We start from the raw sequence: 24,898 nt of genomic DNA on the forward strand, positions 1-24,898 counted from the left end.
GGGCTGTCATAACTGGCAGCCTCTTTCTTTTTGCGTAGATTGTCATGTTTTTTCGGTAAGTCGATATAATTTCACTTACCATAAAATCACAGGGCATCTGCCCCTTACAAAGGAATATATATATTCAAAAGGAGGCGGATCGAAATGAAAAGGGTAATGTACGTTGTATTATTGCTTAGCTTTGTCATCGGAATGAAAGCTTGTAACGATGAAACGTCCTCAAGTCACATACTTTTATCGATTGGAAAGCCAGCGAAAGATAATGTTATATATTTTACGCATACAGATAACAGACGAAAGATACAGGAAATACAAGACATGTTTCAAAATAAGAAGTGGAAAAGAAATGAAACATTCAGCACTGTTAATAAGACACCAGATGTCGTTTTTTCAATAGATGAAGACAATACAGGGTTACCGACATTATATGTTACGGTGTATTTTCATGAAGATGGAGCGGACGCGATCAACTTGTTTGGAGAGCATACGACGTTAAATAAAGAGGAACTTAATAAACTTAGAGAAAAGATGAATGCATATTATCCTAAAATGATTTCTGGTCTAGTTTCATAAATTACTTGCAAACAAAATCCCCTTATCTTTCCAAAGTAAACTAAGAGGAGGTGATCCTTGTATATGCAGTTAATAGAATATCACTTGCTACTTTAATTTTCTTTTAATATAATTAATTTAGAATTTTTAAATATTCTAAATTTTATAAAGGTGGGGTTTGTGTGAATCTCGTTCAATCTTTGGCTGAAACGGCGAAAAAAAAGGGGGATAAACCGGCTTATATATTTATGGATCAGTCGGTCTCGTATGACCAATTAAACAAAATGGTCACAAGGTTTTCTAGCAATTTAGCAGAAATGGGCATTGGAAAAGGGGACAATGTCGCATTAGTTGTTGGAAATTCACCACATTTTTTGGTCGGTTTATACGGAACAATGAAAGCAGGAGCAACTGTCATTCCAGTTAATCCAATTTATACAGCAGACGAAATGCATTACATTTTACAAAATGGAGATGTAAAAACAATCATCGTACTCGACGTCCTTCTACCTGTTATACAATCTCTTACAACAAGACTTCCTTCATTAGAAAACATCATTATATGCGAAACCTCATCAGATTTTAACCATACAGAAACCGAAAAAATGAAAACGTTTACTAGAATGATAGGGGCTGGAGATTTAACTTACGAAGGCCCAGAGCTAGATGAAGAAGATGTAGCGGTTATTCTATACACTTCAGGCACAACTGGAAAACCAAAAGGTGCTATGTTAACACATAAAAATTTATATAGTAATGCGAGCGATGTGGCGTCGTATTTACAATATACTGGTGACGATCGCGTCGTTGCGGCACTGCCGATGTTCCATGTATTTTGTTTAACAGTGGCGGTCAATGCGCCGATTGTGAACGGGGCAACGATTTTAATGTTACCGAAATTTAGTCCGAAAGAAGTATTCCGTATTTGTCGTACGTACGAACCAACGATTTTTGCTGGTGTACCGACAATGTACAATTATTTATATTTATTTGAAGAAGCGAGCGCAGAAGATGTGAAGACGCTTCGCCTTTGTATTTCAGGTGGTGCATCAATGCCTGTTGCTCTTCTGCAAAACTTTGAAAAACGTTTTGACGTAATTGTTTCAGAAGGGTACGGTTTATCAGAAGCATCACCAGTTACTTGTTTCAATCCGCTAGATCGTCCGCGTAAACCAGGTTCAATTGGCACAAATATTTGGCATGTAGAAAATAAAATTGTGAACGAACTTGGAGAAGAAGTACCTGTCGGTGCAGTCGGTGAATTAATTGTTCGCGGACCTAACGTGATGAAAGGATACTATAACGCGCCAGAAGATACAGCTGCGACATTAAAAGACGGCTGGTTATATACAGGTGACTTAGCGAAAATGGATGAAGAAGGTTACTTCTATATCGTTGATCGCAAAAAAGATATCGTCCTAGTTGGTGGTTATAACGTATATCCGCGTGAAGTAGAAGAAGTATTGTACACGCACGAATCTGTAGCGGAAGTTGTCGTAATTGGCGTACCGGACGAAAACTTAGGAGAAGCAGTACGAGCTTACGTCGTTCTAAAACAAACGAGCGTAACAGAAGAAGAACTTATGCATTATTGCACGTTACATTTAGCGAAATATAAAGTGCCAATGAGTATCGAGTTTTTAACAGAGTTACCAAAGAATACGACAGGTAAGTTGTTAAGAAGAGCTTTGAGAGAAAAAGCGATGCAAGTTTAAAAATAGGGGCAACCATCTTTCTGAAGATGGTTGCCTTTGTATTTTTTAGCATTGGTTAAGCTATAACCCCATATATTTAAACCGTAATATGACTAATAAGGAGGAGATATACGTGGAGCAAAAGGAATTACGCTTGCGGAGAGTGCAATATCTTATTTGTGACATTATGGATGAAATGAACGCTGAAAGTGAGAAAAAAAACTTAGAAATTTTGCAGCAAGTCATTGATCATCTTTCAGGTGCGATAGGTGATTTAGTGGATCCATCAAGCTCGTATTCTATCGATTATTTAGAAAGGAAAGTTCATACTGCATGAATCCTTCTATTCAAAATGAATTTCAACTATTTTTTGAAGAATTCCACTTTAATTCAATGTTTTTATTTGTAAAAATTAACAAATAGAAAAAGAACAATTGTGAACCAGATTCTTTTTTATAATTAATTTGCTATAAGCTGAAAAAACTTGAGAAAATTTATAAATCTTTCTATTCAAAATGAATTATAACTATTTTTTTAATAACTGTGCTGTAATTTAACGTCTTCTCTACTAGAAAAACTGGCAAATAGGAAAAGAAATAATTGTGAAATGGGTTCTTTTTATAATTAATGTGCTATAAACTAAAAAACTTGATAAAATTTTATTTATATTGAATATTCTGTCTTTTATTGTTAAAATTTGTAATGTATTACCAATACTTTACAAAGGGGTTGTTAGTATGAGTAATGTTTTAGCAAAATTATTTGGGGTAAAAAATGAGGTTGTTGGTCCACAATATTATGAAGAAGGCTGTGACTATGATAGTTATTGTGGTACAAGCCGTCGCACATTACTTCGTCATTATGGTAACGGACGTTTTGTTGCTGTTGGTTGTTGCTAAAAGTGTAAAATTCAAAGCTAAGAATATAAAATTCTTAGCTTTGAATCCTATTAAATTAAAGATAGAAAGGCGTTTAATATGATTATATATCTTCTACTATTTTTCATATGGTTACTTTTTCTATTAGTTCTACTTATACAAATTAGTAAGTTGAAAAAAGCGCTCGCTCTATTACCCAAACCAAAATTTATTCAGAAAAAATCAAACTCCTTAATAAAAAAAGATATTAGTAATATATTACAATTACCAAATTCCTACTCCACCCATGATGAATCTATTATCTTGTTAATGGCCGCATCATGTAAAATATGTCATGAAAAATTAAATGAAATTATTCATAAAAATAAGCACAAATCACATAACCTAATAATATATTTATATTCCGAAACCCCAGATTTATACAATCAATTTAATAATAGTATTCCAGCACATTGTAAGATTCCGATATTTCCTTTATCTGAGATTCAAAAAAAACAATTACAAATATTTGTTTTCCCGACATTTATACGTATCAATTCTGAAGCTAATATTACTAAGTTTTCTCCAATATCTGACAATGTCCTCTAAAAGAAGAAAAAGTGAGGGTTTTTTATATGTTCATTACTTACATACTAAGAACTATTAAACTAATTTGGAAACTCAATAAGATTTGGTTTTGCTTTTCTAGCATATTCATGATTATTTTAGGGATGTTACCTGTGGCTACAATATGGACTACAAAAGAACTTGTTAACAATGTATCCACCATCATTACAAGTGAAAATAAAAATTATACATTAGCTATTACTCTGCTTGTACTACAATTTTTGCTATTATTAATTGAAACTATCATTAAACAATTACAGTATTATATTGACGAAAATATGCGCTTTAAGCTCACTAAATTTTTAACTGAAGAAATTGCTTATAAGACATTTAAAATACCGTATTCATATTTTGATAATCCTGATTTTTATAACTATACCAATCGAATAAAATCAAATACTGGTAGACGTCTACTATCACCAATTAACAATTTATTTTTAATTGCACAATCTTTAATAACCATTTCATCTTTAATTATTTTTTTACTCTCTATTCATTGGAGTTTAGCTGTAGTTGCTAGTATTACCTTTTTTCCAGCTCTTTTCATAAAATCATATCTTGGTAAACAAGGATTTGAACTCACAAAAAAAACTACTCCCCTCTTAAGGGAGACAAATTATATAGAGAACTTGTTAATGCAAAAAGATACGATTAAGGAAATTAGAATTTTTAACCTACATACGTACTTCATACAAAGATGGGAAAAAAAATATAATAAAAATATGAGTTATTCTTTAAATTTCTTAAAAACCAAAAGTAAAGCGGAAATATTCTTAGATTTGCTAGTAGCTCTTTCATATTGCGGTTCGGCCGGAATTATTATTTGGCTCATTAAAAAATCTGCTGTTAAAATTGGTGACTTCGTTTCTATAGGACAAGCAGTACATAATACACAAAATGCATTACATAACATTTCAGCTAATTTGGCTCAATTATATGAGGATGTATTATATATATATGACTATTTTCATTATATCGATTCACTAGATGAGGATGAAATAAATACCGATGAACAAGTACCATTTCCTAGTGTTTTACAATATGGCATACGCTTTGAAAATGTATCTTTTTCATACCCTAATAATAAAAATAAAATTTTACAAAATGTATCTTTTTCTATATTACCTAATGAAAAGATAGCAATAGTCGGTCATAATGGATCTGGAAAAACTACATTAATAAAATGCCTGCTTGGACTATATCCACTTACATCTGGAAATATATATTTTGATAATATACCTATTAACAAAATTCAATTACATTCTTTAAGAGAGCACACGACAGTAATGTTTCAAGATTTTATTCAGTACCATTTAACCATAAGAGAAAATATCGCTCTTGGTAATGTTTCCGAAATAAATAATGATGAAAAACTAAAAAATGTAGCTATGCAGTCAGGAATCCATGAAGATATCCAACTATTCCCGAATGCATACAACACTCCATTAGGGAGATTTTTACAAGAGGGTGAAGAGCTCTCAGGAGGTCAATGGCAAAAATTAGCAATCTCTCGATCGTTATTTAAAAATGGTAATATCATGATTCTAGATGAGCCAACTGCTGCGTTAGATCCTATTTCAGAAAGAGAAATTTTTGATAAATTTGAATTACTGACCAACCAGAAAACTACAATTATGATTTCTCATAAAATGTCTGCAGCTAAATTAGCAGATAAAATTGTTGTATTAGACAATGGTGAATTAGTTGAGTTCGGCACTCATGAAGAGCTCTTCCTAAAAAAAGGGAAATACTATGAATTATACACAACCCAAGCAACTCTATATCAAAATAAACTTGATGAGGTTTTAATATGAATGAAATTATCTTAATTTTAAGGATATTAATAGGTACTCTTTTTCTATCGTCCTCTATTAGTAAACTATTACATTTTAGCAAACACGTTGTCATTGTAGGGGAATATAAAATCCTCCCCAAAAAATTCATAAAATTCTTTTCTAGGATGGAAGTAAGCCTTGCGTTAATTTGTTCCATTTCACTCATTCTAGGATTATTACAGCTTTGGGTAGGCGCTATACTTTTACTTTTATTAATTATGTATACAATAGGAATCATTGTTAATTTATATAGGAAGAGAACCAATATTTCTTGCGGATGTGGTGGAATTGTAGGAGATCATAACTTATCTTGGACTTTAGTGTTTCGCAATATTTTTTTAGTAGGATTAATTATTTTCCTTATTAAAAATGAAACAGATTTTTTCAGCTTGCAATCTCTTCTTATATATGAAAAGGATATATCACTAATTTTCAATCATAATGGAATCTTCTCTATACTTTTATCAACATTCTTAGTTTTATTAATAGCAATTTTAAACTCAACATTCACAATTTATCGTAGTATGAATCATTTTTTATATCTTACAAAACAAATAAAGGAGTGAAAGATATGAACTGGACGGATTATTTACTTTGGGCTTGCATGATTATCCAAATGATTATTTTCTTTTTGTTAATTAGGTTAGTAACAGACTTCTTGAATAAATTCCAAAATCAAGTAAATATAATCGAATTTAAAAATTCTGCTAAGACAAATATGGAGATAAACAAAGAAGAGTTAATGAAAAGCTAATAAATAAAATTTTTCCCCTGTCAATTCAAGTATATGAAGTGTTTCTTTTTCCTGAATTTGTTGTAAAAACTAGTTCATTAGGCTACCATCAGTAGAGAATCTCTACTGATGGTAGCTTCACTTTATAGGAAAGGTTAGGCTAACATGAAAAAAATTTCTGCACAAACATATTTAACGATACCGTTCCACCTATTCTTATCGTTTATTATCATTATATTTATCGGCACATTACCGCACTTATTTATTGGGATGAAGATTGACTTTAACAATTACCTGCACACACTTACGGACGTCACCTCTAAATTAATAGGGTGGGATCCATTAACTTACACGAAATTTGCAAAACCCCTATTTCCTCAAATTCTAATTCAATATGGAAACACGGTTATTATCTTTTTAGCTGCTCTTTTTATTTCCGTATTAGTTTCTTTTATGACTGTTTATGCCTTGTTGCTACTCCCTGTAAAAAAAAGAGAAAGAATAAAATCATTTTTTTTACTATTAGAAGCAATTCCCGATATTTTTATTATTTTGTGTCTCCAATTACTTGTCGTTTGGATTTATAAACAGACAAACTTTTTAATCGCAAATATAGCTGGTACAAAAGACAACTCAATCTTACTATTTCCAATTATTTGCTTAAGTTTTCCAACTATTCTTATGTTTAACAAACTACTATTGCTACGTTTTGAAAATGAATTACAAAAAGATTATACCTTGCTAGCACGCGCCAAAGGATTTGACACGTTTTATATTCTCAATCGTCACGTTCTAAGAAACGTCTTTTTAAGTACTCTCTACTTCTCAAAAACAAATATTTGGTATATGTTATCTAATTTATACATTATTGAATACTTACTCAATGTTCAAGGTATTTTCACATTTTTAAAAACGTATAATACCGAATTAGAACCAGCACCTGAAATATTTTGCGTTACATTGTTTTTAATTTACATTCCTATCTTTATTGTCTTTAAGCTTTTCAATATTTTCATACCTGATGAACTGAAAGGAGAATCTTAACATGTGGGCCCATTTAAAAAGAGATAAGTATTTCATAATTTGTATATCCTTTTTGCTTCTATTAATCATAGTAAGCATTGGAAATTCCATATTCTTTGATGGGAAAGTTCGCCAAACATCTATTCTATATGATGAAAGTGGTAATGTACAAGCGGCACCATTTCCCCCTTCTTTCACTTTTCTGTTAGGTACGGATATGAAGGGATTTGATTTATTACATAGAGTAGTAGATGGAGCGAAATGGACCATTGGTATATCGTTATTGATAGCATTTCTACGAACATTTATCGGGCTAGCAATTGGATTATTCTTCGCTTTTTATGTAAGAAAAAGTTTTAAGACACTTGAAGCTCTCTTTGATTGTTTTACAGTTGTTCCAATGACCCTCATTGGTTACTTTATTCTTGATACAGTATTGCGTTTTCAAAACGGGTCTCCAGTTCCCTCTTTCTTTGAACGAGCATCCTTTGAAATCATAGTCTTAGTCATTCTCGCTTTACCCGTTCTTATATTTTATTTTGCAAAAGAGACAAAAGAGATACTGAACGAAGAATTTATAGAAGCTGCTACAATATTAGGAGGAAGCAAATTTCATCTCGCTATAAAACACATATTTCCAAATATATTTCCTATTCTAATCATTGTCATGATGCAACAATTTGTACAAACTTTAATCATTTTCTCTCATTTTGGTATTTTAGAATTATTTTTTGGTGGTACAATTCTTTTCTACGGAAATGAAGCTGAGTCAGTTAGCAATGAATGGTCAGGTTTAATTGGTCTCTATTTTCGTTCCCTCTCTGTTCAACCTTGGATTCCAATGGTTCCTATTACATTTTTCATCCTGACTATTATTACAGCACATATTATGCTACAAAGGATACAATTAGCATTTGAAAAACGACACATGAAACAAACATCTCAAGAACCAATAGAACAACTCAATACTCCTAATTTTACACAACAACTCCCGGCTAATTCATTTACACTCTATGATGACAAATAGCAAAGAAAGGATTAGGTATATTCAGAGGTATATCTAACCTTTTCTATAAGAGGTACCATCACATATCCATAACTTAAGGATTGAGACTATTCTTGAAGGTGAAAGCACGTTACTATTTTCTTATGTTAATGAGAATAGTAACGTGCTTTTTACGAATATGCATCAAAATCAAAAGTTGTCTTTATTTTCCTGAAGGGTTATATCGCTACTACCTCTCTTGCTCTTTCTGCTTCCGTTGAACGTATTCTGATCCTTGATTCTACAACATTTCAAGTACCGGATCGATTCTTGATGCTGGAGGATATAGTTATAAAATTGGGACTTTGGTGTGCAAATAGAATTAGAAGATTTCATGTTATATACAAAAGAAGTATTACATTTCATTGGATATGATGAGGCTCAAAGAGGATTAATTCATTCTAGCCTTATTGTAGTAAATGAGTCTATGAGAAGTGCATTTTCTTTTTTAAAAAATGAGTATAATGTCGAGATAGTGATATGGAAAGAAAGCTAAATGTATTAGATAGAAGGAGTAACGAAATGGATATTTACGATTTAGCTGATGGTGTAGATTCAAAAGAAAAACTAGTAGAATTCTTATTTTATCTTCAAAAAGATTTCAAAGAAAATCAAGGAGATTGGGAGAATATAACGTTAGCAGATTACTTAGAATCGATGGAAGCATGGCTAAATGATTGTGATGGTGCTTTTCAAAATAAAGGTGAAGAGATGCCTCATGGAATTTTTAAGCGATGGTATTACTAGTTGGATCTTTTTATGAGTAATGAAAATTTTAAAATGAGGCGACTATATGATTAAACTGATTAAGCAAGAAAAAGATAAAATGTTGTACTGGGAAGTATGGGGAGAAGATGAGAAAACTTTAATTGTACATTGTGGCTGTGTTGGTGATACAGGTGAAATGTATGAAATAGAACTTTATCCATTTCAGCGTGTTGAAAAAGAAATGAAAGACTTAGCAGATGAACAGTTAGCAGATGGGTATAAGAAACTCGATGAGGAAGAATTGATAGAATTTGTTTTGCAATATGAGTATGCAGACGATCAGTTGGAAGAAGCATTGGAAAAGCGCCATCAAGTTCAAGAGGTTATGGATGAAGCATTAGGCTGGTCTGGAAATGGACATTGTGATGGTGGAGATATTGGTAGCGTGACAATTAACATATTTACTTTTGTAATTGATGTTGATAAAGCGCTGCAAACAACGCTAGAGGAATTGAAAAACCAGCAGTTGTTAGATGGTGTGAAGATTGCTTATGTGAATGATGAGGAAGATTATATACAGGTTTATCCTAGTGAAGGGGCATTTAATTTATTATAAATCTACCAAGTTGAGGTACAAAAATGTATGTATCAGGAGTAGGTATTTTTGAAGACGATTGATCCGAAAGAACGTATTCACCTCGTACATAAAAATATAGAAGTACCATCAAAAGAAACATATCCAATCATGTGTGTAGCATGGGATGATTTGGATGATGATATCGAGGAATATTACGGATTAAAATAAAGGCGTTAAAATGTAAAAAATGCACCCAACAATCTGGGTGCACTTTTTCATAACCGTTATATATTCCTCCTCATCAACTCCCCAACCTGCTTCGCAACGTACTCAACATCATTATCAATCTCATCCAACACGTAAGATTCCAAAATGCCCATGACAGCGGTTCCTAAAAACTTTAAAACGATGTGTGTATCAATGTTTTTATTTAATGAGGTATTTGTATTTAATTTTTTCTCTAGTTCACCCATGATGAACGTTAGGAACTTTTTCTGAAATGATAATGTGCTGTTGCTTCTAAATAACGATGTAAAAAATGGTTTATGTTCTTTGAAGTATTCAAACCATATGATAGTTCCTTCTATATAGCCTTTTGTTTGCTTTATATCACATATTTCTCTTAATTGATTTAAATGGTCGTCCACAATTTTGTCTAATAAATTGTATTTATCTAGGTAGTGTAGGTAGAAAGTTTTTCTTCCGATGTTCGCTTTTTCTGTAATGTTTTTTACTGTAATTTCATCAAAGCCATCTTCAATTAACATTTCGATAAATGCGGATTGAATGGCGTTTTGTGATTTTATAATTCTTCTATCGATTTTCTCCATATGATGTTCCTCCGGTATTGATACACATATTTCGTTATGTGTGTATTATCACCCAAATGCGTAAATGTGGTCATTGAAACAAGTGGTTGCTCGCTTTATTATAAATATACACGTGAGTATTAACTCTCACAAGTGTAAATGAAAAATAAAGTAAGGGTGGTTTTATATATGGCAGTTACGAAGAGAAATGTTCATTTTTATGCAAGAGGATTAAGAGTTGCAGGCATTTTAAATATTCCTGTAGGTGCTGAGGAAAAGAAACAAAATGCAGCGATTGTTTGTGTGCATCCAGGTAGTAGCTGTAAAGATCAAACAGCAGGATTATATGCGGAGAAATTAGCAGAACAAGGTTATGTAACGCTTGCGTTTGATGCATCGTATCAAGGTGAAAGTGAAGGGGCACCGAGATATATGGAAGAACCAGCTGCGCGCGTCGAAGATATTCGCTCAGCGGTAGATTATGTAACTACTCTTCCTTATGTAGATGAAGAACGTATCGGTGTGTTAGGTGTTTGTGCGGGCGGAGGATATGCGGTAAGTGCTGCAATGACGGAGCGCCGTATTAAAGCAGTTGGCACAGTTGTTGGTGCAAATATCGGCCGATTAAATCGTGAAGCTGATCCAATCGGGGGTTTAGAGGCTATCGGTAAACAACGTACCGCTGAAGCACGCGGAGCAGAGGCGATGATTACAAACTGGATTCCTAAAAATCAAGAGGAATTAAAGGCAGCAGGTATGACGGATATAGATATTGTAGAAGCAGTTGAGTATTATACAACACCGCGAGGGCGAAGTGTTAACTCTCCAAATAAGTTAAACTTTACGAGCATGGGGTCGGTAATTGGTTTTGATGCGTTCCATTTAGCAGATACATTATTAACACAACCGTTACAAATTATTGTCGGCAATAAGCAAGGTGCATTCGGTTCTTATAAAGATGGTCATGAGCTGTATGAGAAAGCAGCTTCGGAGAAAAAAGATTTACTTGTTGTGGAAGGTGCGAGTCATTACGATTTATACGACCAACCAGAACCAGTTACAATTGCAGTTGAAAAATTAACAAGTTTCTATAACGAAAATCTGTAAAAGTAATTTTGTTTTGAATGGCACCTCTAATTGTTAGGTTTGCATCTAGCAGTTAGAGGTTTTTATTGTGAAGGTTGCTGTGCTTAATATTTACGTTAAACGTGCATAACAAGATATAATAGAAGAAATCAATAAGGAGGCTATCAGTGAAAAATTTTCGGTATCTCAATATATTTACTATTTTAATTGTATACACACTACTCATGTTTTACATTGGCTGGAACGGATGGGTTTGGCTTCATGCGGTGTTCGGCTGGGAATCTTGGGGATATTACGCTTTCGTAGTCGGTTTTATTTCATATGCGTACATTCTTGTGCAAGTGTTTAAGTTTTTGCCATTTCTACGAACGGTCGGTTCAATTTGGTTTGCGGTCATACAATATGTGATTATGTTGTTGCCACTTGCTGATATTACAGTTTTCCTTCTACAGTTTTCAATGGAGAAAGAGACGGCAATTATTTGGACAGGAACGGCAGTGTTACTTGCGTTCATCTTTATTTTTGCATATGGGGTATTCAACGCATATAGCCCAGTAGTAAGAAAGTACGAGGTGCACATCCCGAAAAAAGTAGAGGGACGTAAAAGCTTACGCATTGCGATGGCTTCTGATATGCATTTCGGTAAATTATCTGGCGTTGCACATTTAAAAAGACTTGTCCGTCATGTAAATGAGATGGAGCCTGATATTATTTTACTGCCAGGTGATATTATCGATGATCATCCAGGTGTATTCATTCAAAAGAATATGGGACCAATTATGAAACAAATGAAGGCTCCATTAGGCGTATATGGTGTGTTAGGAAACCACGAATATTACGGAAGAGCGGTTCCTGAATTCTTGCAGGAGATGGATAAGATTGATATTCGTATTCTTTTAGATGAAGTGATCACCATTGAAGATGATTTTTATCTCGTTGGAAGAAGAGATAAAACAGAGCGAGATCGCCAAAGTTTTGAAAATCTAATGAGTACGGTAGATAAAACGATGCCAGTTATCGCGATGGATCACCAGCCGTTTGAATTGAAACAAGCAGCGGATGCTGGCGTCGATTTATTATTATCCGGTCACACGCACCGCGGACAAATGGCACCGAATCATATTGTAACGAGAAGAATGTACGAACTAGACTGGGGATACGCACAAAAAGGTGCATTCCACGCGATTGTTTCTTCTGGTTTCGGATTCTGGGGACCACCACTTAGACTCGGAAGTAGGTCGGAGATTGTACAGGTGGAGGTTACGTTTGAATAAGTGTATGTAATAGAGAGCTAATGGCTCTCTATTTTTATAAATAAAAAAAGGCTCCACATAAGGAGCATTCAATAAAAACAAATGAATTAAAACAAATAACAGACATGTATAATATACAACATTAATAATTGATATAAAAATATTCAGATTTACAATTTGTGTTGATGTCGATTTCATAAAAGAGGTACGATTATAAAACGTGGCTGAAATAAAGGGGGATTATAAGTGATTATATCAGATGTACTATACGGAGAATTTGAAGTGGATCCAGTAGTAGAAGAATTAATTGTAAGTAAGTCTGTGCAAAGGCTGAAAGGTACTCATCAAAATGGCGCAAGCTACTTAATAAATGAGAAATGGAATGTAACACGCTTTGATCATTCAGTTGGTGTTATGTTGTTAGTTAAAAAACTAGGTGGTTCAGTAGAAGAGCAAATTGCTGGTTTACTGCACGACGTATCGCATACTGCTTTTTCTCATGTGATTGATTACGTTTTTGAGAATAGAAATGAAAGTTATCATGAAGAGATATTTAGTTCTGTTGTGAAAAACTCAGAAATTCCAGCGATTCTTTCAAAGTATGGTTATAACTATGAAGATATTTTATTAGATGATTCGAAGTGGACGTTACTGGAAAGGTCAGCGCCCGAATTATGCGCAGATCGTGTGGATTATACGTTACGAGATATGTATACATACGGATATATTTCGTTAGAAGAAGTTCATAGATTTTTAGAGGATATCATTGCAGTAGAGGGGAAAATGGTCCTTCAAAGTATCGAAATGGCAGAGTGGTTTACAGAAACGTACTATAAAGAAGTAATCGATTTCTTTATGAAACCAATGAATATTTACGGAAATGATATGTTAGCTAAGACGTTAAAGCTAGCTTTTCATAAAGAGGTTATTCATGCAGATGATTTTCTTCTTGAAGATGATGAGCTAATTTCGAAATTGCAGCAATGTAGCAATCCAGAAGTACATAGTTTATTAAGCAAAGTTCATCCGAATGTAAAAGTAAAAGAAGATAGAAACGACTATGATTTGTATCAGAAAAATAAAGTCCGTCTCATTGATCCTCCATTACTTCGGGAAGGTGAAGTTGTTCGATCGTCTGTTGTGTCGGAAGAAATAAGACGGATGAGTGAGATCGCTTATGAAAAAGCGGTGAGAGGGATGTATGTGAAAGTGATTTCGGATTAAAAAGGTAGAGCATCACCCCTAGATGCTCTCCTTTTTTTATATTACTGATCAAACCAATTCCAAACCTCAATATCTCCAAGAGTCGCATAACGAACGTGCGGTGAGTTTTGTAATTTTAATAACTCTTTTGACGGGCCAGTAATGACAATGCCGTATACTTTTACACCGTTATCTTTTACATACTCATAACGCTTATCTAAGTTCAGCTCTTTTTCAGGAGTCCGAGTAGTTTTACTTACAGTTTCTTTATGTGTAGAAAGAATACGCATCATTTCGATTACTTCATATTCTTTTGTCTTTGGTCGCATTTCTTCATTATCAGGGAGATTTATATGTTCTGAAAACCCGATAACCTCTCCGCCATGTAGGATGAAATCTTTCTCATCTATTCTCTCTTGTCCTGTGTCTAAAGCGTACCATACAGGAGTTGGTGGCATTTCTTGCGCTTCAAATACGCTATATAAAAGGGATTCTAATTCTTGTAAAGTGTAAGGTTTGTCGAAAGATATCGCTACTTCAGCAACGGTTCCGTCATGTACTTTTGCAAGTGTATCCCAAACTTTTTTAGATGATTCTTTCAAAGAAGCATCTTCCTTGATTTTTGGATGAACAAAGGAAAGTTTTTTTGAATAGGGTTTATTTTTCCAAGATTGATTTGTGGCAGTTACAGATGATAAGAAACTACGCGTTGTTACTGTACCGATTGGAATTTCTTTTTTGCCGACCGTTTTAACTAAATTCATTTCATTTTCTGTACGGAAAAAGGGTTTAATTTTTGCACTGCCTACAGTGGAACGACTATTTGGAATTGTTGCTTCTAGTGCGAGTGCTGGAATCTCATCTACTTCGACTAACTTTTTCATATTATAGAAGTAAAGAGAAGACGAAAAATGACCGACAAAATAGATTGCTATACAAACCGCAAGGACAAAACTAACAGTTTGCCAACGCTGTTTCCACTTTATTTTCCAAAACGGGACTTTTAGATTTTTTGGTGGTAGTCTTTTCTTTAGTGGTTCACTCTTCGAAAGCAACTCATCTAAGTAAGCTTCACACTCTTCACATGTCTCAATATGACTTTCTAATCGCTTTTGTTCATCATGCGTGAGCATTCCGTTTTCGTACTTCTCCCATAGTTTTTTAAATGCTGTACAACCCATCCGTATCACTCCTTTATGCTTTTCGTTTCTTTTCGTCCTCGGTGTAATTCAATTTTCACTTTCGCTAATGAGAGACCGGTCATTTCGGCTATTTCCTTATACGAGAATCCGTAGTAATCTCGTAGTAACAGGACATTTCGTCTTTGGAGCGGAAGAGAAGATAAACTGTCTAACCAACTAGCAATCTCATGTTTTACGAAATATTCATGTTCTGTACTAGGCACGTTTGGTAAATGGAATTCTGCAAGCTTTGTTGTTTTATATTTCTTTTCTTTACGATACCAATCGATAAAGGCGTTGTAGGCAATTGTAAATAACCACGGCCTAATTTCTTCTCCTTTATAATAGTCAATATGGACGAGCATGCGGTAAAATGTTTCTTGCATGAGATCTTCCGCACAGTGGGAATCTCCGGTTAGGGAGAGAAGATAGCGAAATAAATCTTGCGTATGCTCTGAGTAAATTTCTTCTAATGATTGTTTGCGTTTCACTACATTTCCCTCCCTTCATACATAACAACGAAATACATATAAAAAAGTTACAATGTTTTATGGAATTATAGTAAAAAACGTCAAGAATTGGATTGCGTTCTCTTTTATCATAATACATATAAGGCGGGTGAACAGAGATGGAAAGCTATGAAACACAAATTCAAAGGTCCATTGATTATATTGAGGAAGATGTAATGGAAAAACAGACGCTGCGTAATTTAGCTCGCATTGCAGGTTTTTCTGAGTCGCATTTTCATCGTGTATTCCAGGCGTTAGTAGGTGATACGGTAATGGAGTATGTTCGAAAGAGGAGGTTAGCCCGGGCAGCTTATCAACTTTCTCATACGGATGAAAAAGTTATTGATATCGCATTTGAGCATGGCTTTCAATCTCACGAAACGTTCACGAGAGCCTTTAAAAAATTATTTCAAATGACACCAAGTGAATATCGAAAACAAGAAATTGAAACACCGATGTATTACAGTGTGAATGTAAAGCAAAGAAAATTAAATCCGTATTTAGGAGGCATACAAATGGAATATCGTATTGTAAATAAACCAGAATTTTTAGTGGCAGGTTATGAACTGAAGACGACAAGTAAGGAAGGGAAAAACCATCAAGACATCCCAGTATTTTGGCAAGAATATTTACAAAAAGATCTTGGAACGACAATTCCGAATCGTAAAGATACGAGTCAATGGGTAGAGCTTGGATTATGTACTGATTTTAATTTAGAAACAGGGGACTTCACGTATATTATTGGAATGGAAGTTACAGACTTCGAAAATGTACCAAATGAAGTTGCGAAGCGTACTTTCCCAGCAGCAACATATGCAGTATTTACAACGCCGAAAGTTCCTCATGAAGAAATGGTATCGTCTATTCACCAAACGTGGAACGCCGTATTCTCAGAATGGTTCCCGCATTCAGGATATGAACATTGCGGCGTTACAGAGTTTGAACTATACGATGAGCGTTGCCATGAAGATAAGAGTGAGTTCGCTCAAGTAGAGCTTTGGATACCGGTGAAGAAAAAATAATAGATTGAGAGCGAGTCATTGAGAAATGGTTCGCTTTTTTATAAAGGGGGAAATGGGACAATGTTCAAAAAATTAGAATGTGTATCTATACATACGAAGGATATAGAAAAATCAGTTTCTTTTTATACAGAAATGGGAATGAAGCAAAACTGGGTTATAGAAAGAGAATTAGAAGAAGGGGCTATTTGGACGTTAATAGGATTGAAGTTTCCAGATGAGAAAAGTTCGGAGTTAGTAATAAGCAATTAACAGTTTAGAAATGTATTTGTTAATAGTTTTATTGTTACTTTTACTTTGTATAGTAGGGGAGGAAGACTGGCATTGTCGGTAAATCGATACAATTTCATTTACCACCGAACTACCGAGAGAATAGATTCCATTCACCCAAAAAAGAAAAGACGCCACATAGCGCCTTTCCTACGAATGAAACGGGAACACAAGTATAATCGTCGTTCCTTTTCCAAGTTCGCTATCAATTGAAATTGTTCCGTTATGAGCATGAACGAGCTGTTTCGTAATGGCGAGGCCAAGTCCAGTTCCGATGTTGCTTTCTTCTGTATTTGTTCCTCTGTAATAGCGCTCAAATAGAAGCTCTTTCGTTTTATCATCCATTCCTTTTCCGTTATCTGAAATAGAAAGTGTGAATGAAGTAGCGTTTTGGGAAAGTTTTACGCTGACATTTGTCGTTTCATTATTATGTTTTACAGCGTTTACGAGTAAATTTTCGATAATACGCTGGAACCATTTTTCTTCAATGAAATATTGAATTTTGTTTGAGCTCGGTACGAATTCAATATTTTGATTTTGAAGTGTCGGATTATTAATAAATTGTAATAAGACTTTTTGGACGAATTGATTCATTTCAATGTTCACGTGCTGCGCAGGAAGACTGTTATTTTTTAATTGATACGTTAAGCTTAAATCATCAATTAATGTCGTCATATATTGAGATTTCTCTTTCATAACGCTACCGAACTGCTGGATGTCTTGATCGGTCCAGTTATACTGCTTTGATTCTAGTAATAAAGCGTAGCCGTAAATAGAGCTTAGTGGTGTTTTTAAATCGTGCGTTAGACCGGTAATCCATTCTTCACGTGTTTGCTGCAGTACTTGCCTTATTGCATCATTTTTTTTGAGTGTAATAGAGAGGTGCTCTAGTGAATTTGTAACATCTCGAAACAAGCGGAATGACCATTTTTCTTTACCGGACCGCCTGAACCGGATAGGTTTCCCTTTTTTACTAACAGGCTCTTCGTACTTTCCACCAGCGATGTTTTTAAGCCAGCGCATCGCATGTAATAACGGTTTTCCAAATTTATTACCGTACCAAATAGAAAGAATGACTAAATAAACAAATACGATAAGAAGGATTAATCCGCATCCGATTAGAAACTTTTTAGTAAATACATCGTCTATTTCATCATCTGGGTAGTAGTACTCATTTTTTGCAGTTACAACAAGAAGATGATTGCTATTTGTGTCATAAAAGCTAGACGTGTTTTCCTTATGATTCCACGGTTCTTTTTCGCTAAGAGCGGCTTGTATAACGGAAAACGTTTTTTTCTTTCCATTTGGATAGGAGAAGACTTCATCGCCGTTACTATTAAAAATTTGAAGTGTTGCTTCTTCTTTGGAAAGTAACTGTTGTTCTTCTTCTGTTAATGTGAACGAATCAGTAGATACAGAAGGGTGCCCTTTCTGAATTGTTTTTAGTAATGCATTGCTTTTTAACATACCACCGTAAATAACAAGTACGTTCTTTTCTTCTAATTCAATTTCCCAATATGTAAATGTATAAGGGCTTTCTATTTGATTCTGTATATATGAGAATAAAGATATTTTCGTATAAGATGTTGGTACGTCACTTGGTGTATTAAAGTGATAGAGAACTTTTCCGTTTTCCTCCACAACTTGTATCCAATCATTTTTCTCTTTAATTAAGTCTTTTACTTCAGCTTTTAACGAAATATCGCCATCTTCTGAAGATATATATCTTGAAATCATAAAACTATCAGAATCTGGAATGTTCGGTTCATATGAAGTACTAGTAACAAGAAAAAATAAATAAGTAAAAGCAGCTACTACAGCAATCAGTAACGTAACTAAAACAAATACGTGCTGCAGGATAAACTGTATAATAAGTCGTTTATTAAAGTTCATATCGTCACCCTACTTTGTAATGAACTTGTAGCCAAGTCCACGAACGGTTTTTATATATTCTGGTTTACTTGGATCTTGTTCAATTTTTTCACGTAGTTTTCGAATGTGAACCATAACGGTATTATCATCGCCATTATAGGCAGGTGCTCCCCAAACTTTTTCGTATATTTCTTCTTTCGAAAATACATAGTTCGGATTCTCGCAAAAGAAGAGTAGTAGCTGAAATAGCTGGGCTGAACATTCGACAACATGTCCATTTACTGTAAGTTCTGCGGAATATCGATCAATTTCAAATCTACCAAATGAATTGGAGTGTACTTTTTGTTCATGTGGCATTACTTGTTTTATATGTCTTCGGAGTTGTGCTTTCATACGAGCTACTACTTCAAGTGGATGAAATGGCTTCGTAATATAATCATCTGCACCGTGTGAAAATCCAGATATTTTATCTAAATCAGATGTTTTAGCTGTGAGGAAGAAGATAGGGCAATCTGTTTTTTGGCGAATAATCGGACAAATATCAAAACCAGATTGTCCAGGAAGCATGACATCTAAAATAATTAAATCGTAATTGTTTTGCTCAGTGAGAGATAATGCTATTTCAGCTGATGTTGCAGTTGTAATATGAGAAAAACCTTCTTTTTCAAGAATGGTAGTTAGTAATTGTAAAATTGCTGTTTCATCATCAACGAGCAAAATATTTGCTTGGTACATAAAAAATCCCTCCTAATTTCCTCGAATATCATATCATCTTTCTATAATTTATGGAATTTTTAAGGAAATTTTAAGGTTTTCTTTCGCAAAAAATTAAGAATCAAATGATATGATAAAAGAACATAGGGGAGGAGATGAGTGTGAATCCGTTTCAAACGATGCGAGCTAGATATTTTTTAATTGTATTTGCACTATTAACTTTAGTTGCAAGAGTCAGTAATGAATTGATAGAAAATACATTTCATATGCAAAATTCTACTTTTATAAATATTCTTATATTCTACATCCTTCCGATTATATGGATTTTTTATGAATATAGAAAACACCGTGTTTCATTTTCATTATTTGTTAATAAAAATGAAACATTTAACCTGGTGCAAGTTTTATACATTACGATTATGTTATGCGTGTTTAGTTACGGGTATCTTATTTTGTACATGTATAGCTTTGCGTGGATTACACCGGAATTTATTATGAACGCATTACGTGAACCGATTATAGATAGTACAGGGGGATATGTATATCAATTTATTATGGTCGTATTCATTGCGCCAATTATTGGTGAATTTGTTTTTCGTGGATTTTTACTGCAACGCTTTGCAGCAAAATGGGGAACGAGTATAGCGATTATTGTAGTAGCGATGTTGTTTGCGTTGTTACATGTTGATTTCCTAGGCGCAGTAGTATTTAGCGTTGTACTATCAATCGTATATATTCGTACGAATAGTTTACTTATGCCAATTGCTATTCACATGTTAAACAATGCATTTGTAATCGGCGCTTCTTATTTAATAAATAAAGAAGAAATAATGAGTTTTGCAGATTTCTCAAATTATACGACCTTTTTCCCAGGACTTATTATTTTTATAACAGGATTAAACTTAGTACTCATCTTCTTATTTGTTAACCGCAAATATTGGAGTAAAGAAATGCCAGCTATATATGTAGAGCAGGAAAAAAGCTTTTCAGACGTAGTGGGGAGTAAATGAGATGAAGAAGACGATTGAAAAAATATTGAAAGACATTATAGATTCTACGTCTATTACAGATATGTGTGATAAAAGCGTTTGTCATTGGGTGCAACCTGTAGTAGATACGATTGTGTTTCCAGAGTATTACTTATTTTCTAGTACTCATGTAAAAGAAAATATTATTTCTCTTCTTATTGTGTTAGGGGTTTTACTAATATTTGGTCTAATTGTAGAAGAAATGATGAAGCGCATCTTCAGAAAAAATGAAGAGAAGTATATGTGGGTTCATAAAGTATTCGAGAAAGTAATAGTGGCTTTCCTTTTGTTTTATAGTATGAAAACAATCATTTACTTTATAGCTTTGAAACATCATTCATTCTAAATTTGAAAGGGATGTATAAAATTATATGAATGAAACAATATCATCAAATAAGTTTTTTTATTTGATTTTGCTTAGTATTGTGCTGATAACGACAGTCAATGTTATTCTTCGCTGGGAGGAAGCTTATTTCTTTATGTATTTAGCACTCCATTTGTTAGGAATATTATGTATAAGCGGCGGAATAGTTGCTGAAAAAAAGAGTGAAGAAAGCATTAATTATATGTGTGTGACCGGTCTTATTTTACTTTTAGCTGTACAAGGTATTATGAAATATAGTACTTTTTCTTTACAAGATTTTAGTTTATTAGTGGATGTACTTCCTTAAGGGGGACACGTTATGTTATGTAAGAAGCAAATAGGATACGTACTAGTTTTAATTGGATTTTTTACGCTTATTGTAACGACTTTATTTTTTCAAGACTATGAATATATACGCTATATAAAAGGCGCTGGTTTAATATGTTGGGTTGTAAGTACGTTTCTTATCCCAGAGTATGAACCGAAGAAAGTGTCTAAAGGTAGGTAAAACTCTTCTTTTTGTAGAAGAGTTTTTTTATGTAAATAAAAGGATCTCGAGCAATTCGCGTAATAAGCTTGTTCTAATTTAGCATGTACGAACTTACAATAATAATAGACAGGCAGCATAGAGGAGGGAATAGCGTGAGGAAGGTTATTGGGTGGTCGCTTTTTTTGTACGTTGGGTTTGCGTTGCTTATATATTGGTATTTATTTGGATGGAATCATGAACTGATTCCGGACATGTATAAAGGAACAAAGGCAGATCCAGAAACGTTTATGAATGCAAGAGAGCTTACGCTAAGCCAAGATTATTCGCGCGTGAAAAATTTACTGTACTTTTTAGCGACGCCTCTTGAATGGATTATTTTATTATTTGTACTTGTGCTCGGTGTTTCAAGAAAGTTTGAGAAATGGTCGAAGGAAACGACGAAAATAAGTGTCCTGCAAGTCGCGATTTATTTCTTTTATTTATCACTACTCACAACAGTTCTAGCCCTGCCGATGCAATGGATTAGCCGAAAAGTGTCAGTTGATTACGGCATTTCAACGCAAAGTACACAAAGCTGGATAAAAGATCACATTATCGGTTTTTGGGAGAGTTATGCGACGATGCTAATCGTAGTTACCGTTCTGTTATGGCTTATCCGTAAATTCCCGAAGCGATGGTGGCTAGCAGGGTGGGCACTCTCTGTTCCATTTACAATCTTTTTAACATTTATACAGCCTGTTGTTATCGATCCACTGTATAACGACTTCTCGACGCTGAAAAATAAAGAATTAGAAACGAAAATTTTAGCGATAGCAGACAAAGCTGACATTCCTGCTAAACATGTATATGAAGTAAATATGTCGGAAAAAACGAAAGCGTTAAATGCTTACGTGACAGGAATTGGTCCTAACGCACGTATTGTAATGTGGGATACAACGCTTAAGCAATTAAAAGATAAAGAGATTTTATTTATAATGGCCCATGAAATGGGGCATTATGTTATGAAACATATATATTGGGGTGTTGCGAGTTATGTGTTGCTATCGTTTATAGGTATGTATCTCATTAGTCGTATTATAAATATGTGTATTCGAAAATGGGGAGATACGCTGCAAATTTCAAAAGTAGCATGTTTCTCAATTTTACCTTTATTTTTCTTAATTTCTTCTGTACTCTCGTTTGCATCACAGCCAGCAACAAACTATGTTTCTCGTATAGAAGAACGAGCGGCAGATCAATATGCTTTAGATATGACGAAAGATGGAGAATCTGGTGTAAAAACGTTTCAATATTTATCAAAAACGAGTTTAAGCCAAGTGAATCCACCTGCGTTAGTGAAGTTTTTCTTATACACACATCCACCAATTTTCGAAAGAATTCATACGTTTGAACAATATGAGAAACAAAGCAAAAAGGAGTAGCTATTATGCTACTTCTTTTTTTATAGAAATATAAGTTTGATATTGGGAATATTTATCATTGCTTTTTATTGTGATTTTGTAAATAATAAGCTATAAAATTCTAAAAATCTATATATAAAGGAATAAAGGTGAAAAAATGTATTTTTTACAAAATTTAAAAGTGAAATATAAATTATTATCGCTTATTTCATTAGCAGTTTTAGGTATGGTAATTATGAGCTGTGTAGCAATTCATTCTATTAATAAGATTAAGCACGATACAGAGGTTGTAGTAGATGATTATCAATATTCTGCAATTTTATTAGAAGGAATGCTTCGTACACAAAATTCATTAGAATATAACTTATTAGAATTAATTACGGTATCACAAAATGAAGGGACAAATAAAGAGGGGATAATTGATAATATTGAAAAGGATCTTAAAAAATATGATTCTTTATTAAAAGAATATGATGATGGCTTTAATTTAAGTAAGCAAGAGGATGAGCTGTTTCAGAAGATGAAAAAATCTTTGCCAAGTTATATAGATACATATAAAAAGTTGTTTGAAAAGGCGAAGGTAACAAACGAGCTACAAATGGTAAACGAATTTCAGAAGGAATTAAAACCGAAGGGAGTAGAGTTAGCTGGTTATGCGGTGGATTTAGAATCGTATGTTTCAAATTTAGCTGATCAAGTATTTAAAGATTCTCAAAAAATGATAGATCGATCCGTTATTACTTTTATCGTTCTTGTAGTAGTTACTACAATCGTTATATGTATAGTAAGTTATATTATTAGCAGGCTTATAGTTGCTCCTTTACAAACGGTTAGTCGTATGATGGAAAGAGCAAAAGATGGAGATTTAACTGTACATGGTGAGTATAATGCTAAAGATGAATTAGGTGTATTAGTAAGTGATTTTAATGAAATGATTACAGGGTTAAGAACAAATATGAAAGAAGTAGATAATAATATTCAGCTTTTATTCCAACATGCAGACGGAGTCGTATGTGCATCAGAAGTATCTAGCAGTGCGGCGAAGAAAATAACGATGGATATTGAAGAAGTTGCAAATGGTGCAGAGAGCCAAATGCAAGCAATGGAACAAACTGCGGGTGCGATGGAAGAGTTGACACAAGGAATGCAGAGTATAGTGAATACATCATCATCTGTAAATGAATTGTCTGCTCAGTCAGCATTAGATGCAGAGAGTGGTAATAAGTTAATGAAACAAATGATTCAACAGATGGATATAATCCAAATTTCAGTACATAGCGGTGTGAAACAAGTAGAGACTATGAAAGAACAATCAGAAGAAATTGTTAAAATCATTGATGTTATGCAAGGTATTGCCGCTCAGATTAATTTATTAGCATTAAATGCCGCAATTGAGGCTGCACGTGCTGGGGAAAGTGGTAGAGGGTTTGCAATTGTGGCAGATGAAGTGCGTAAATTAGCTGAACAATCTAGTAATTCTGCAAAACAAATTGAGAAGCTTATTACTCAAGTTATGGGAACAACGAGCCACACCGTAGATATGATGGGGGCAGTAGATAATGAGGTACAGGCAGGTACACAAGTGGTACTGCATACAGAAAAAGTATTTGGAAAAATTACAGAAAAAGTACAGCAAGTATCTGAGCAAATTCAAACTGTATCTATGTCTACAGATGAAATTGCAGCGAGTAGTGAAGAGATTTCGGCTTCTGCAGAAGATATGGCTCAAATTTCCCAAAGATCATCTGACCGAACTGATAGGGTAAAAGAGTCTATTCAACAGCAAGAAAAATCTGTTCAAGAGATCTCGGTTTCAATGGAACATATGCATAACGCAGCAGGAGAATTAAAACAAATAGTTGCTCGATTTACTCTTCAAAAGTAGTAGTATATTTAAGCTTTAATATAGAGAAATTCCTCTCAATAAATAAAAAAATCATCCTATGTAAACAAGGATGATTTTTTTATGGGAATTTTGTACGGCTGTCACTTGTTATATTCTAATTTTTTACAATTTTCCGATTGTAATATATAATAATACGTAATGTT

The 24,898-nt window shown here is 33.8% G+C and carries 26 protein-coding genes and 3 pseudogenes; 24 read left to right on the plus strand and 5 right to left on the minus strand.

All coding sequences use genetic code 11. The features are described 5' to 3' along the window. Positions 1 to 144 precede the first annotated feature (144 nt). The 13 genes and pseudogenes from ACXY7N_RS04360 to ACXY7N_RS04420 all read left to right on the plus strand — a co-directional run bounded on the left by ACXY7N_RS04360 (position 145) and on the right by ACXY7N_RS04420 (position 9,879). Positions 145 to 573 carry a lipoprotein gene (locus ACXY7N_RS04360; RefSeq protein ID WP_016133870.1) on the plus strand — a complete coding sequence of 143 codons (429 nt, stop codon included), beginning with the start codon at positions 145 to 147 and terminating at the stop codon, positions 571 to 573. A gap of 161 nt (positions 574 to 734) precedes the next feature. Further along, positions 735 to 2,267 carry a fatty acid--CoA ligase family protein gene (locus ACXY7N_RS04365; protein WP_016133871.1) on the plus strand — a complete coding sequence of 511 codons (1,533 nt, stop codon included), beginning with the start codon at positions 735 to 737 and terminating at the stop codon, positions 2,265 to 2,267. Between the two features lie 112 nt (positions 2,268 to 2,379). Further along, positions 2,380 to 2,583, plus strand: coding sequence for a hypothetical protein (locus ACXY7N_RS04370; protein WP_016088965.1), 204 nt, complete (start codon positions 2,380 to 2,382; stop codon positions 2,581 to 2,583). Between the two features lie 400 nt (positions 2,584 to 2,983). Further along, entirely contained in the window at positions 2,984 to 3,145 is a 162-nt protein-coding gene (locus ACXY7N_RS04375) for a hypothetical protein (protein ID WP_000073170.1), read from the plus strand. A gap of 593 nt (positions 3,146 to 3,738) precedes the next feature. After that, entirely contained in the window at positions 3,739 to 5,544 is a 1,806-nt protein-coding gene (locus ACXY7N_RS04380; protein ID WP_016088963.1) for an ABC transporter ATP-binding protein, read from the plus strand. Then, the gene (locus tag ACXY7N_RS04385; RefSeq protein ID WP_016088962.1) at positions 5,541 to 6,131 is read left to right on the plus strand and encodes a MauE/DoxX family redox-associated membrane protein; all 591 of its coding nucleotides are present in this window, start codon (positions 5,541 to 5,543) and stop codon (positions 6,129 to 6,131) included. Before ACXY7N_RS04380 ends, ACXY7N_RS04385 begins: the two co-directional genes overlap by 4 nt. 5 nt (positions 6,132 to 6,136) lie before the next feature. Next, positions 6,137 to 6,319: a hypothetical protein gene (locus ACXY7N_RS04390; RefSeq protein WP_001104600.1), complete on the plus strand. Its 183-nt coding sequence runs from the start codon at positions 6,137 to 6,139 to the stop codon at positions 6,317 to 6,319. Between the two features lie 144 nt (positions 6,320 to 6,463). Further along, positions 6,464 to 7,342, plus strand: coding sequence for an ABC transporter permease subunit (locus ACXY7N_RS04395; protein WP_016133875.1), 879 nt, complete (start codon positions 6,464 to 6,466; stop codon positions 7,340 to 7,342). A gap of 1 nt (position 7,343) precedes the next feature. Further along, complete coding sequence (locus tag ACXY7N_RS04400) at positions 7,344 to 8,348, plus strand: ABC transporter permease (protein WP_016088960.1); 1,005 nt, start codon at positions 7,344 to 7,346, stop codon at positions 8,346 to 8,348. Positions 8,349 to 8,661: 313 nt separating this feature from the next. Then, a pseudogene (locus ACXY7N_RS04405) lies at positions 8,662 to 8,862 on the plus strand (hypothetical protein); the annotation flags it as partial. Positions 8,863 to 8,888: 26 nt separating this feature from the next. Beyond that, positions 8,889 to 9,133, plus strand: a pseudogene (locus tag ACXY7N_RS04410) (DUF7660 family protein). 26 nt (positions 9,134 to 9,159) lie between these two features. Continuing rightward, positions 9,160 to 9,690, plus strand: a complete 531-nt coding sequence (locus ACXY7N_RS04415) for a hypothetical protein (RefSeq protein WP_016088957.1) — start codon at positions 9,160 to 9,162, stop codon at positions 9,688 to 9,690. 48 nt (positions 9,691 to 9,738) lie between these two features. Beyond that, positions 9,739 to 9,879, plus strand: a complete 141-nt coding sequence (locus tag ACXY7N_RS04420; protein WP_488592301.1) for a hypothetical protein — start codon at positions 9,739 to 9,741, stop codon at positions 9,877 to 9,879. A 56-nt stretch (positions 9,880 to 9,935) separates the two neighbouring features. Here ACXY7N_RS04420 and ACXY7N_RS04425 read toward each other — a convergent pair whose 3' ends face one another. Further along, on the minus strand, positions 9,936 to 10,481 hold the full coding sequence (locus ACXY7N_RS04425; protein ID WP_016088955.1) for a TetR/AcrR family transcriptional regulator: 546 nt from the start codon (positions 10,479 to 10,481) through the stop codon (positions 9,936 to 9,938). Between the two features lie 168 nt (positions 10,482 to 10,649). Here ACXY7N_RS04425 and ACXY7N_RS04430 point away from each other — a divergent pair, with 168 nt between their 5' ends. The 3 genes from ACXY7N_RS04430 (at position 10,650) to ACXY7N_RS04440 (ending at position 14,023) form a co-directional block, all read left to right on the plus strand. Continuing rightward, complete coding sequence (locus ACXY7N_RS04430; RefSeq protein WP_016088954.1) at positions 10,650 to 11,567, plus strand: alpha/beta hydrolase; 918 nt, start codon at positions 10,650 to 10,652, stop codon at positions 11,565 to 11,567. Between the two features lie 146 nt (positions 11,568 to 11,713). Continuing rightward, a complete protein-coding gene (locus ACXY7N_RS04435; RefSeq protein WP_488592302.1) occupies positions 11,714 to 12,820 on the plus strand; it encodes a metallophosphoesterase in 1,107 nt (368 codons plus the stop codon). Between the two features lie 225 nt (positions 12,821 to 13,045). After that, positions 13,046 to 14,023, plus strand: a complete 978-nt coding sequence (locus tag ACXY7N_RS04440) for an HD domain-containing protein (protein WP_016133881.1) — start codon at positions 13,046 to 13,048, stop codon at positions 14,021 to 14,023. A gap of 41 nt (positions 14,024 to 14,064) precedes the next feature. Here the strand turns inward: ACXY7N_RS04440 and ACXY7N_RS04445 are convergent, their stop codons facing one another. Both ACXY7N_RS04445 and ACXY7N_RS04450 read right to left on the minus strand, forming a co-directional pair. Continuing rightward, positions 14,065 to 15,183 carry an anti-sigma factor gene (locus ACXY7N_RS04445; protein WP_016133882.1) on the minus strand — a complete coding sequence of 373 codons (1,119 nt, stop codon included), beginning with the start codon at positions 15,181 to 15,183 and terminating at the stop codon, positions 14,065 to 14,067. Between the two features lie 5 nt (positions 15,184 to 15,188). Then, positions 15,189 to 15,674 carry an RNA polymerase sigma factor gene (locus ACXY7N_RS04450; RefSeq protein WP_098986638.1) on the minus strand — a complete coding sequence of 162 codons (486 nt, stop codon included), beginning with the start codon at positions 15,672 to 15,674 and terminating at the stop codon, positions 15,189 to 15,191. Between the two features lie 137 nt (positions 15,675 to 15,811). Between ACXY7N_RS04450 and ACXY7N_RS04455 the strand changes: the two genes are divergently transcribed. Together ACXY7N_RS04455 and ACXY7N_RS04460 are read left to right on the plus strand one after the other, a co-directional pair. Then, positions 15,812 to 16,714 carry an AraC family transcriptional regulator gene (locus ACXY7N_RS04455; protein WP_000446848.1) on the plus strand — a complete coding sequence of 301 codons (903 nt, stop codon included), beginning with the start codon at positions 15,812 to 15,814 and terminating at the stop codon, positions 16,712 to 16,714. A 60-nt stretch (positions 16,715 to 16,774) separates the two neighbouring features. Further along, positions 16,775 to 16,960, plus strand: a pseudogene (locus ACXY7N_RS04460) (VOC family protein); the annotation flags it as partial. Between the two features lie 171 nt (positions 16,961 to 17,131). Here ACXY7N_RS04460 and ACXY7N_RS04465 read toward each other — a convergent pair. After that, entirely contained in the window at positions 17,132 to 18,874 is a 1,743-nt protein-coding gene (locus ACXY7N_RS04465; protein WP_016133885.1) for a sensor histidine kinase, read from the minus strand. A gap of 9 nt (positions 18,875 to 18,883) precedes the next feature. Then, positions 18,884 to 19,588 carry a response regulator transcription factor gene (locus ACXY7N_RS04470; RefSeq protein WP_016133886.1) on the minus strand — a complete coding sequence of 235 codons (705 nt, stop codon included), beginning with the start codon at positions 19,586 to 19,588 and terminating at the stop codon, positions 18,884 to 18,886. A gap of 140 nt (positions 19,589 to 19,728) precedes the next feature. Between ACXY7N_RS04470 and ACXY7N_RS04475 the strand changes: the two genes are divergently transcribed. The 6 genes from ACXY7N_RS04475 (at position 19,729) to ACXY7N_RS04500 (ending at position 24,734) form a co-directional block, all read left to right on the plus strand. Next, on the plus strand, positions 19,729 to 20,577 hold the full coding sequence (locus tag ACXY7N_RS04475; RefSeq protein ID WP_001067969.1) for a CPBP family intramembrane glutamic endopeptidase: 849 nt from the start codon (positions 19,729 to 19,731) through the stop codon (positions 20,575 to 20,577). A 1-nt stretch (position 20,578) separates the two neighbouring features. Further along, positions 20,579 to 20,941 carry a hypothetical protein gene (locus ACXY7N_RS04480; protein WP_016133887.1) on the plus strand — a complete coding sequence of 121 codons (363 nt, stop codon included), beginning with the start codon at positions 20,579 to 20,581 and terminating at the stop codon, positions 20,939 to 20,941. 25 nt (positions 20,942 to 20,966) lie between these two features. Continuing rightward, positions 20,967 to 21,266, plus strand: a complete 300-nt coding sequence (locus ACXY7N_RS04485; RefSeq protein WP_001006045.1) for a hypothetical protein — start codon at positions 20,967 to 20,969, stop codon at positions 21,264 to 21,266. Positions 21,267 to 21,278: 12 nt separating this feature from the next. After that, positions 21,279 to 21,467 carry a hypothetical protein gene (locus tag ACXY7N_RS04490; protein ID WP_000882301.1) on the plus strand — a complete coding sequence of 63 codons (189 nt, stop codon included), beginning with the start codon at positions 21,279 to 21,281 and terminating at the stop codon, positions 21,465 to 21,467. Between the two features lie 134 nt (positions 21,468 to 21,601). After that, positions 21,602 to 22,870 carry a M48 family metallopeptidase gene (locus tag ACXY7N_RS04495; protein ID WP_016133888.1) on the plus strand — a complete coding sequence of 423 codons (1,269 nt, stop codon included), beginning with the start codon at positions 21,602 to 21,604 and terminating at the stop codon, positions 22,868 to 22,870. A 136-nt stretch (positions 22,871 to 23,006) separates the two neighbouring features. Beyond that, positions 23,007 to 24,734 (plus strand): methyl-accepting chemotaxis protein, encoded by a 1,728-nt coding sequence (locus ACXY7N_RS04500; RefSeq protein ID WP_016133889.1) that lies wholly within the window; start codon positions 23,007 to 23,009, stop codon positions 24,732 to 24,734. Positions 24,735 to 24,898: the final 164 nt, after the last annotated feature.

It is taken from the genome of Bacillus sp. 5w2 (assembly GCF_054353775.1).

Bases quoted from the DNA above. Each gene is read 5' to 3' on its own strand.
- ACXY7N_RS04490 (WP_000882301.1), top strand. From the start codon at position 21,279: ATGTTATGTAAGAAGCAAATAGGATACGTACTAGTTTTAATTGGATTT.
- ACXY7N_RS04480 (WP_016133887.1), top strand. From the start codon at position 20,579: ATGAAGAAGACGATTGAAAAAATATTGAAAGACATTATAGATTCTACG.
- ACXY7N_RS04390 (WP_001104600.1), top strand. From the start codon at position 6,137: ATGAACTGGACGGATTATTTACTTTGGGCTTGCATGATTATCCAAATG.
- ACXY7N_RS04445 (WP_016133882.1), bottom strand. From the start codon at position 15,183: ATGGGTTGTACAGCATTTAAAAAACTATGGGAGAAGTACGAAAACGGA.
- ACXY7N_RS04500 (WP_016133889.1), top strand. From the start codon at position 23,007: ATGTATTTTTTACAAAATTTAAAAGTGAAATATAAATTATTATCGCTT.
- ACXY7N_RS04485 (WP_001006045.1), top strand. From the start codon at position 20,967: ATGAATGAAACAATATCATCAAATAAGTTTTTTTATTTGATTTTGCTT.
- ACXY7N_RS04470 (WP_016133886.1), bottom strand. From the start codon at position 19,588: ATGTACCAAGCAAATATTTTGCTCGTTGATGATGAAACAGCAATTTTA.
- ACXY7N_RS04375 (WP_000073170.1), top strand. From the start codon at position 2,984: ATGAGTAATGTTTTAGCAAAATTATTTGGGGTAAAAAATGAGGTTGTT.
- ACXY7N_RS04380 (WP_016088963.1), top strand. From the start codon at position 3,739: ATGTTCATTACTTACATACTAAGAACTATTAAACTAATTTGGAAACTC.
- ACXY7N_RS04360 (WP_016133870.1), top strand. From the start codon at position 145: ATGAAAAGGGTAATGTACGTTGTATTATTGCTTAGCTTTGTCATCGGA.
- ACXY7N_RS04385 (WP_016088962.1), top strand. From the start codon at position 5,541: ATGAATGAAATTATCTTAATTTTAAGGATATTAATAGGTACTCTTTTT.
- ACXY7N_RS04415 (WP_016088957.1), top strand. From the start codon at position 9,160: ATGATTAAACTGATTAAGCAAGAAAAAGATAAAATGTTGTACTGGGAA.
- ACXY7N_RS04430 (WP_016088954.1), top strand. From the start codon at position 10,650: ATGGCAGTTACGAAGAGAAATGTTCATTTTTATGCAAGAGGATTAAGA.
- ACXY7N_RS04465 (WP_016133885.1), bottom strand. From the start codon at position 18,874: ATGAACTTTAATAAACGACTTATTATACAGTTTATCCTGCAGCACGTA.
- ACXY7N_RS04400 (WP_016088960.1), top strand. From the start codon at position 7,344: ATGTGGGCCCATTTAAAAAGAGATAAGTATTTCATAATTTGTATATCC.
- ACXY7N_RS04425 (WP_016088955.1), bottom strand. From the start codon at position 10,481: ATGGAGAAAATCGATAGAAGAATTATAAAATCACAAAACGCCATTCAA.
- ACXY7N_RS04455 (WP_000446848.1), top strand. From the start codon at position 15,812: ATGGAAAGCTATGAAACACAAATTCAAAGGTCCATTGATTATATTGAG.
- ACXY7N_RS04395 (WP_016133875.1), top strand. From the start codon at position 6,464: ATGAAAAAAATTTCTGCACAAACATATTTAACGATACCGTTCCACCTA.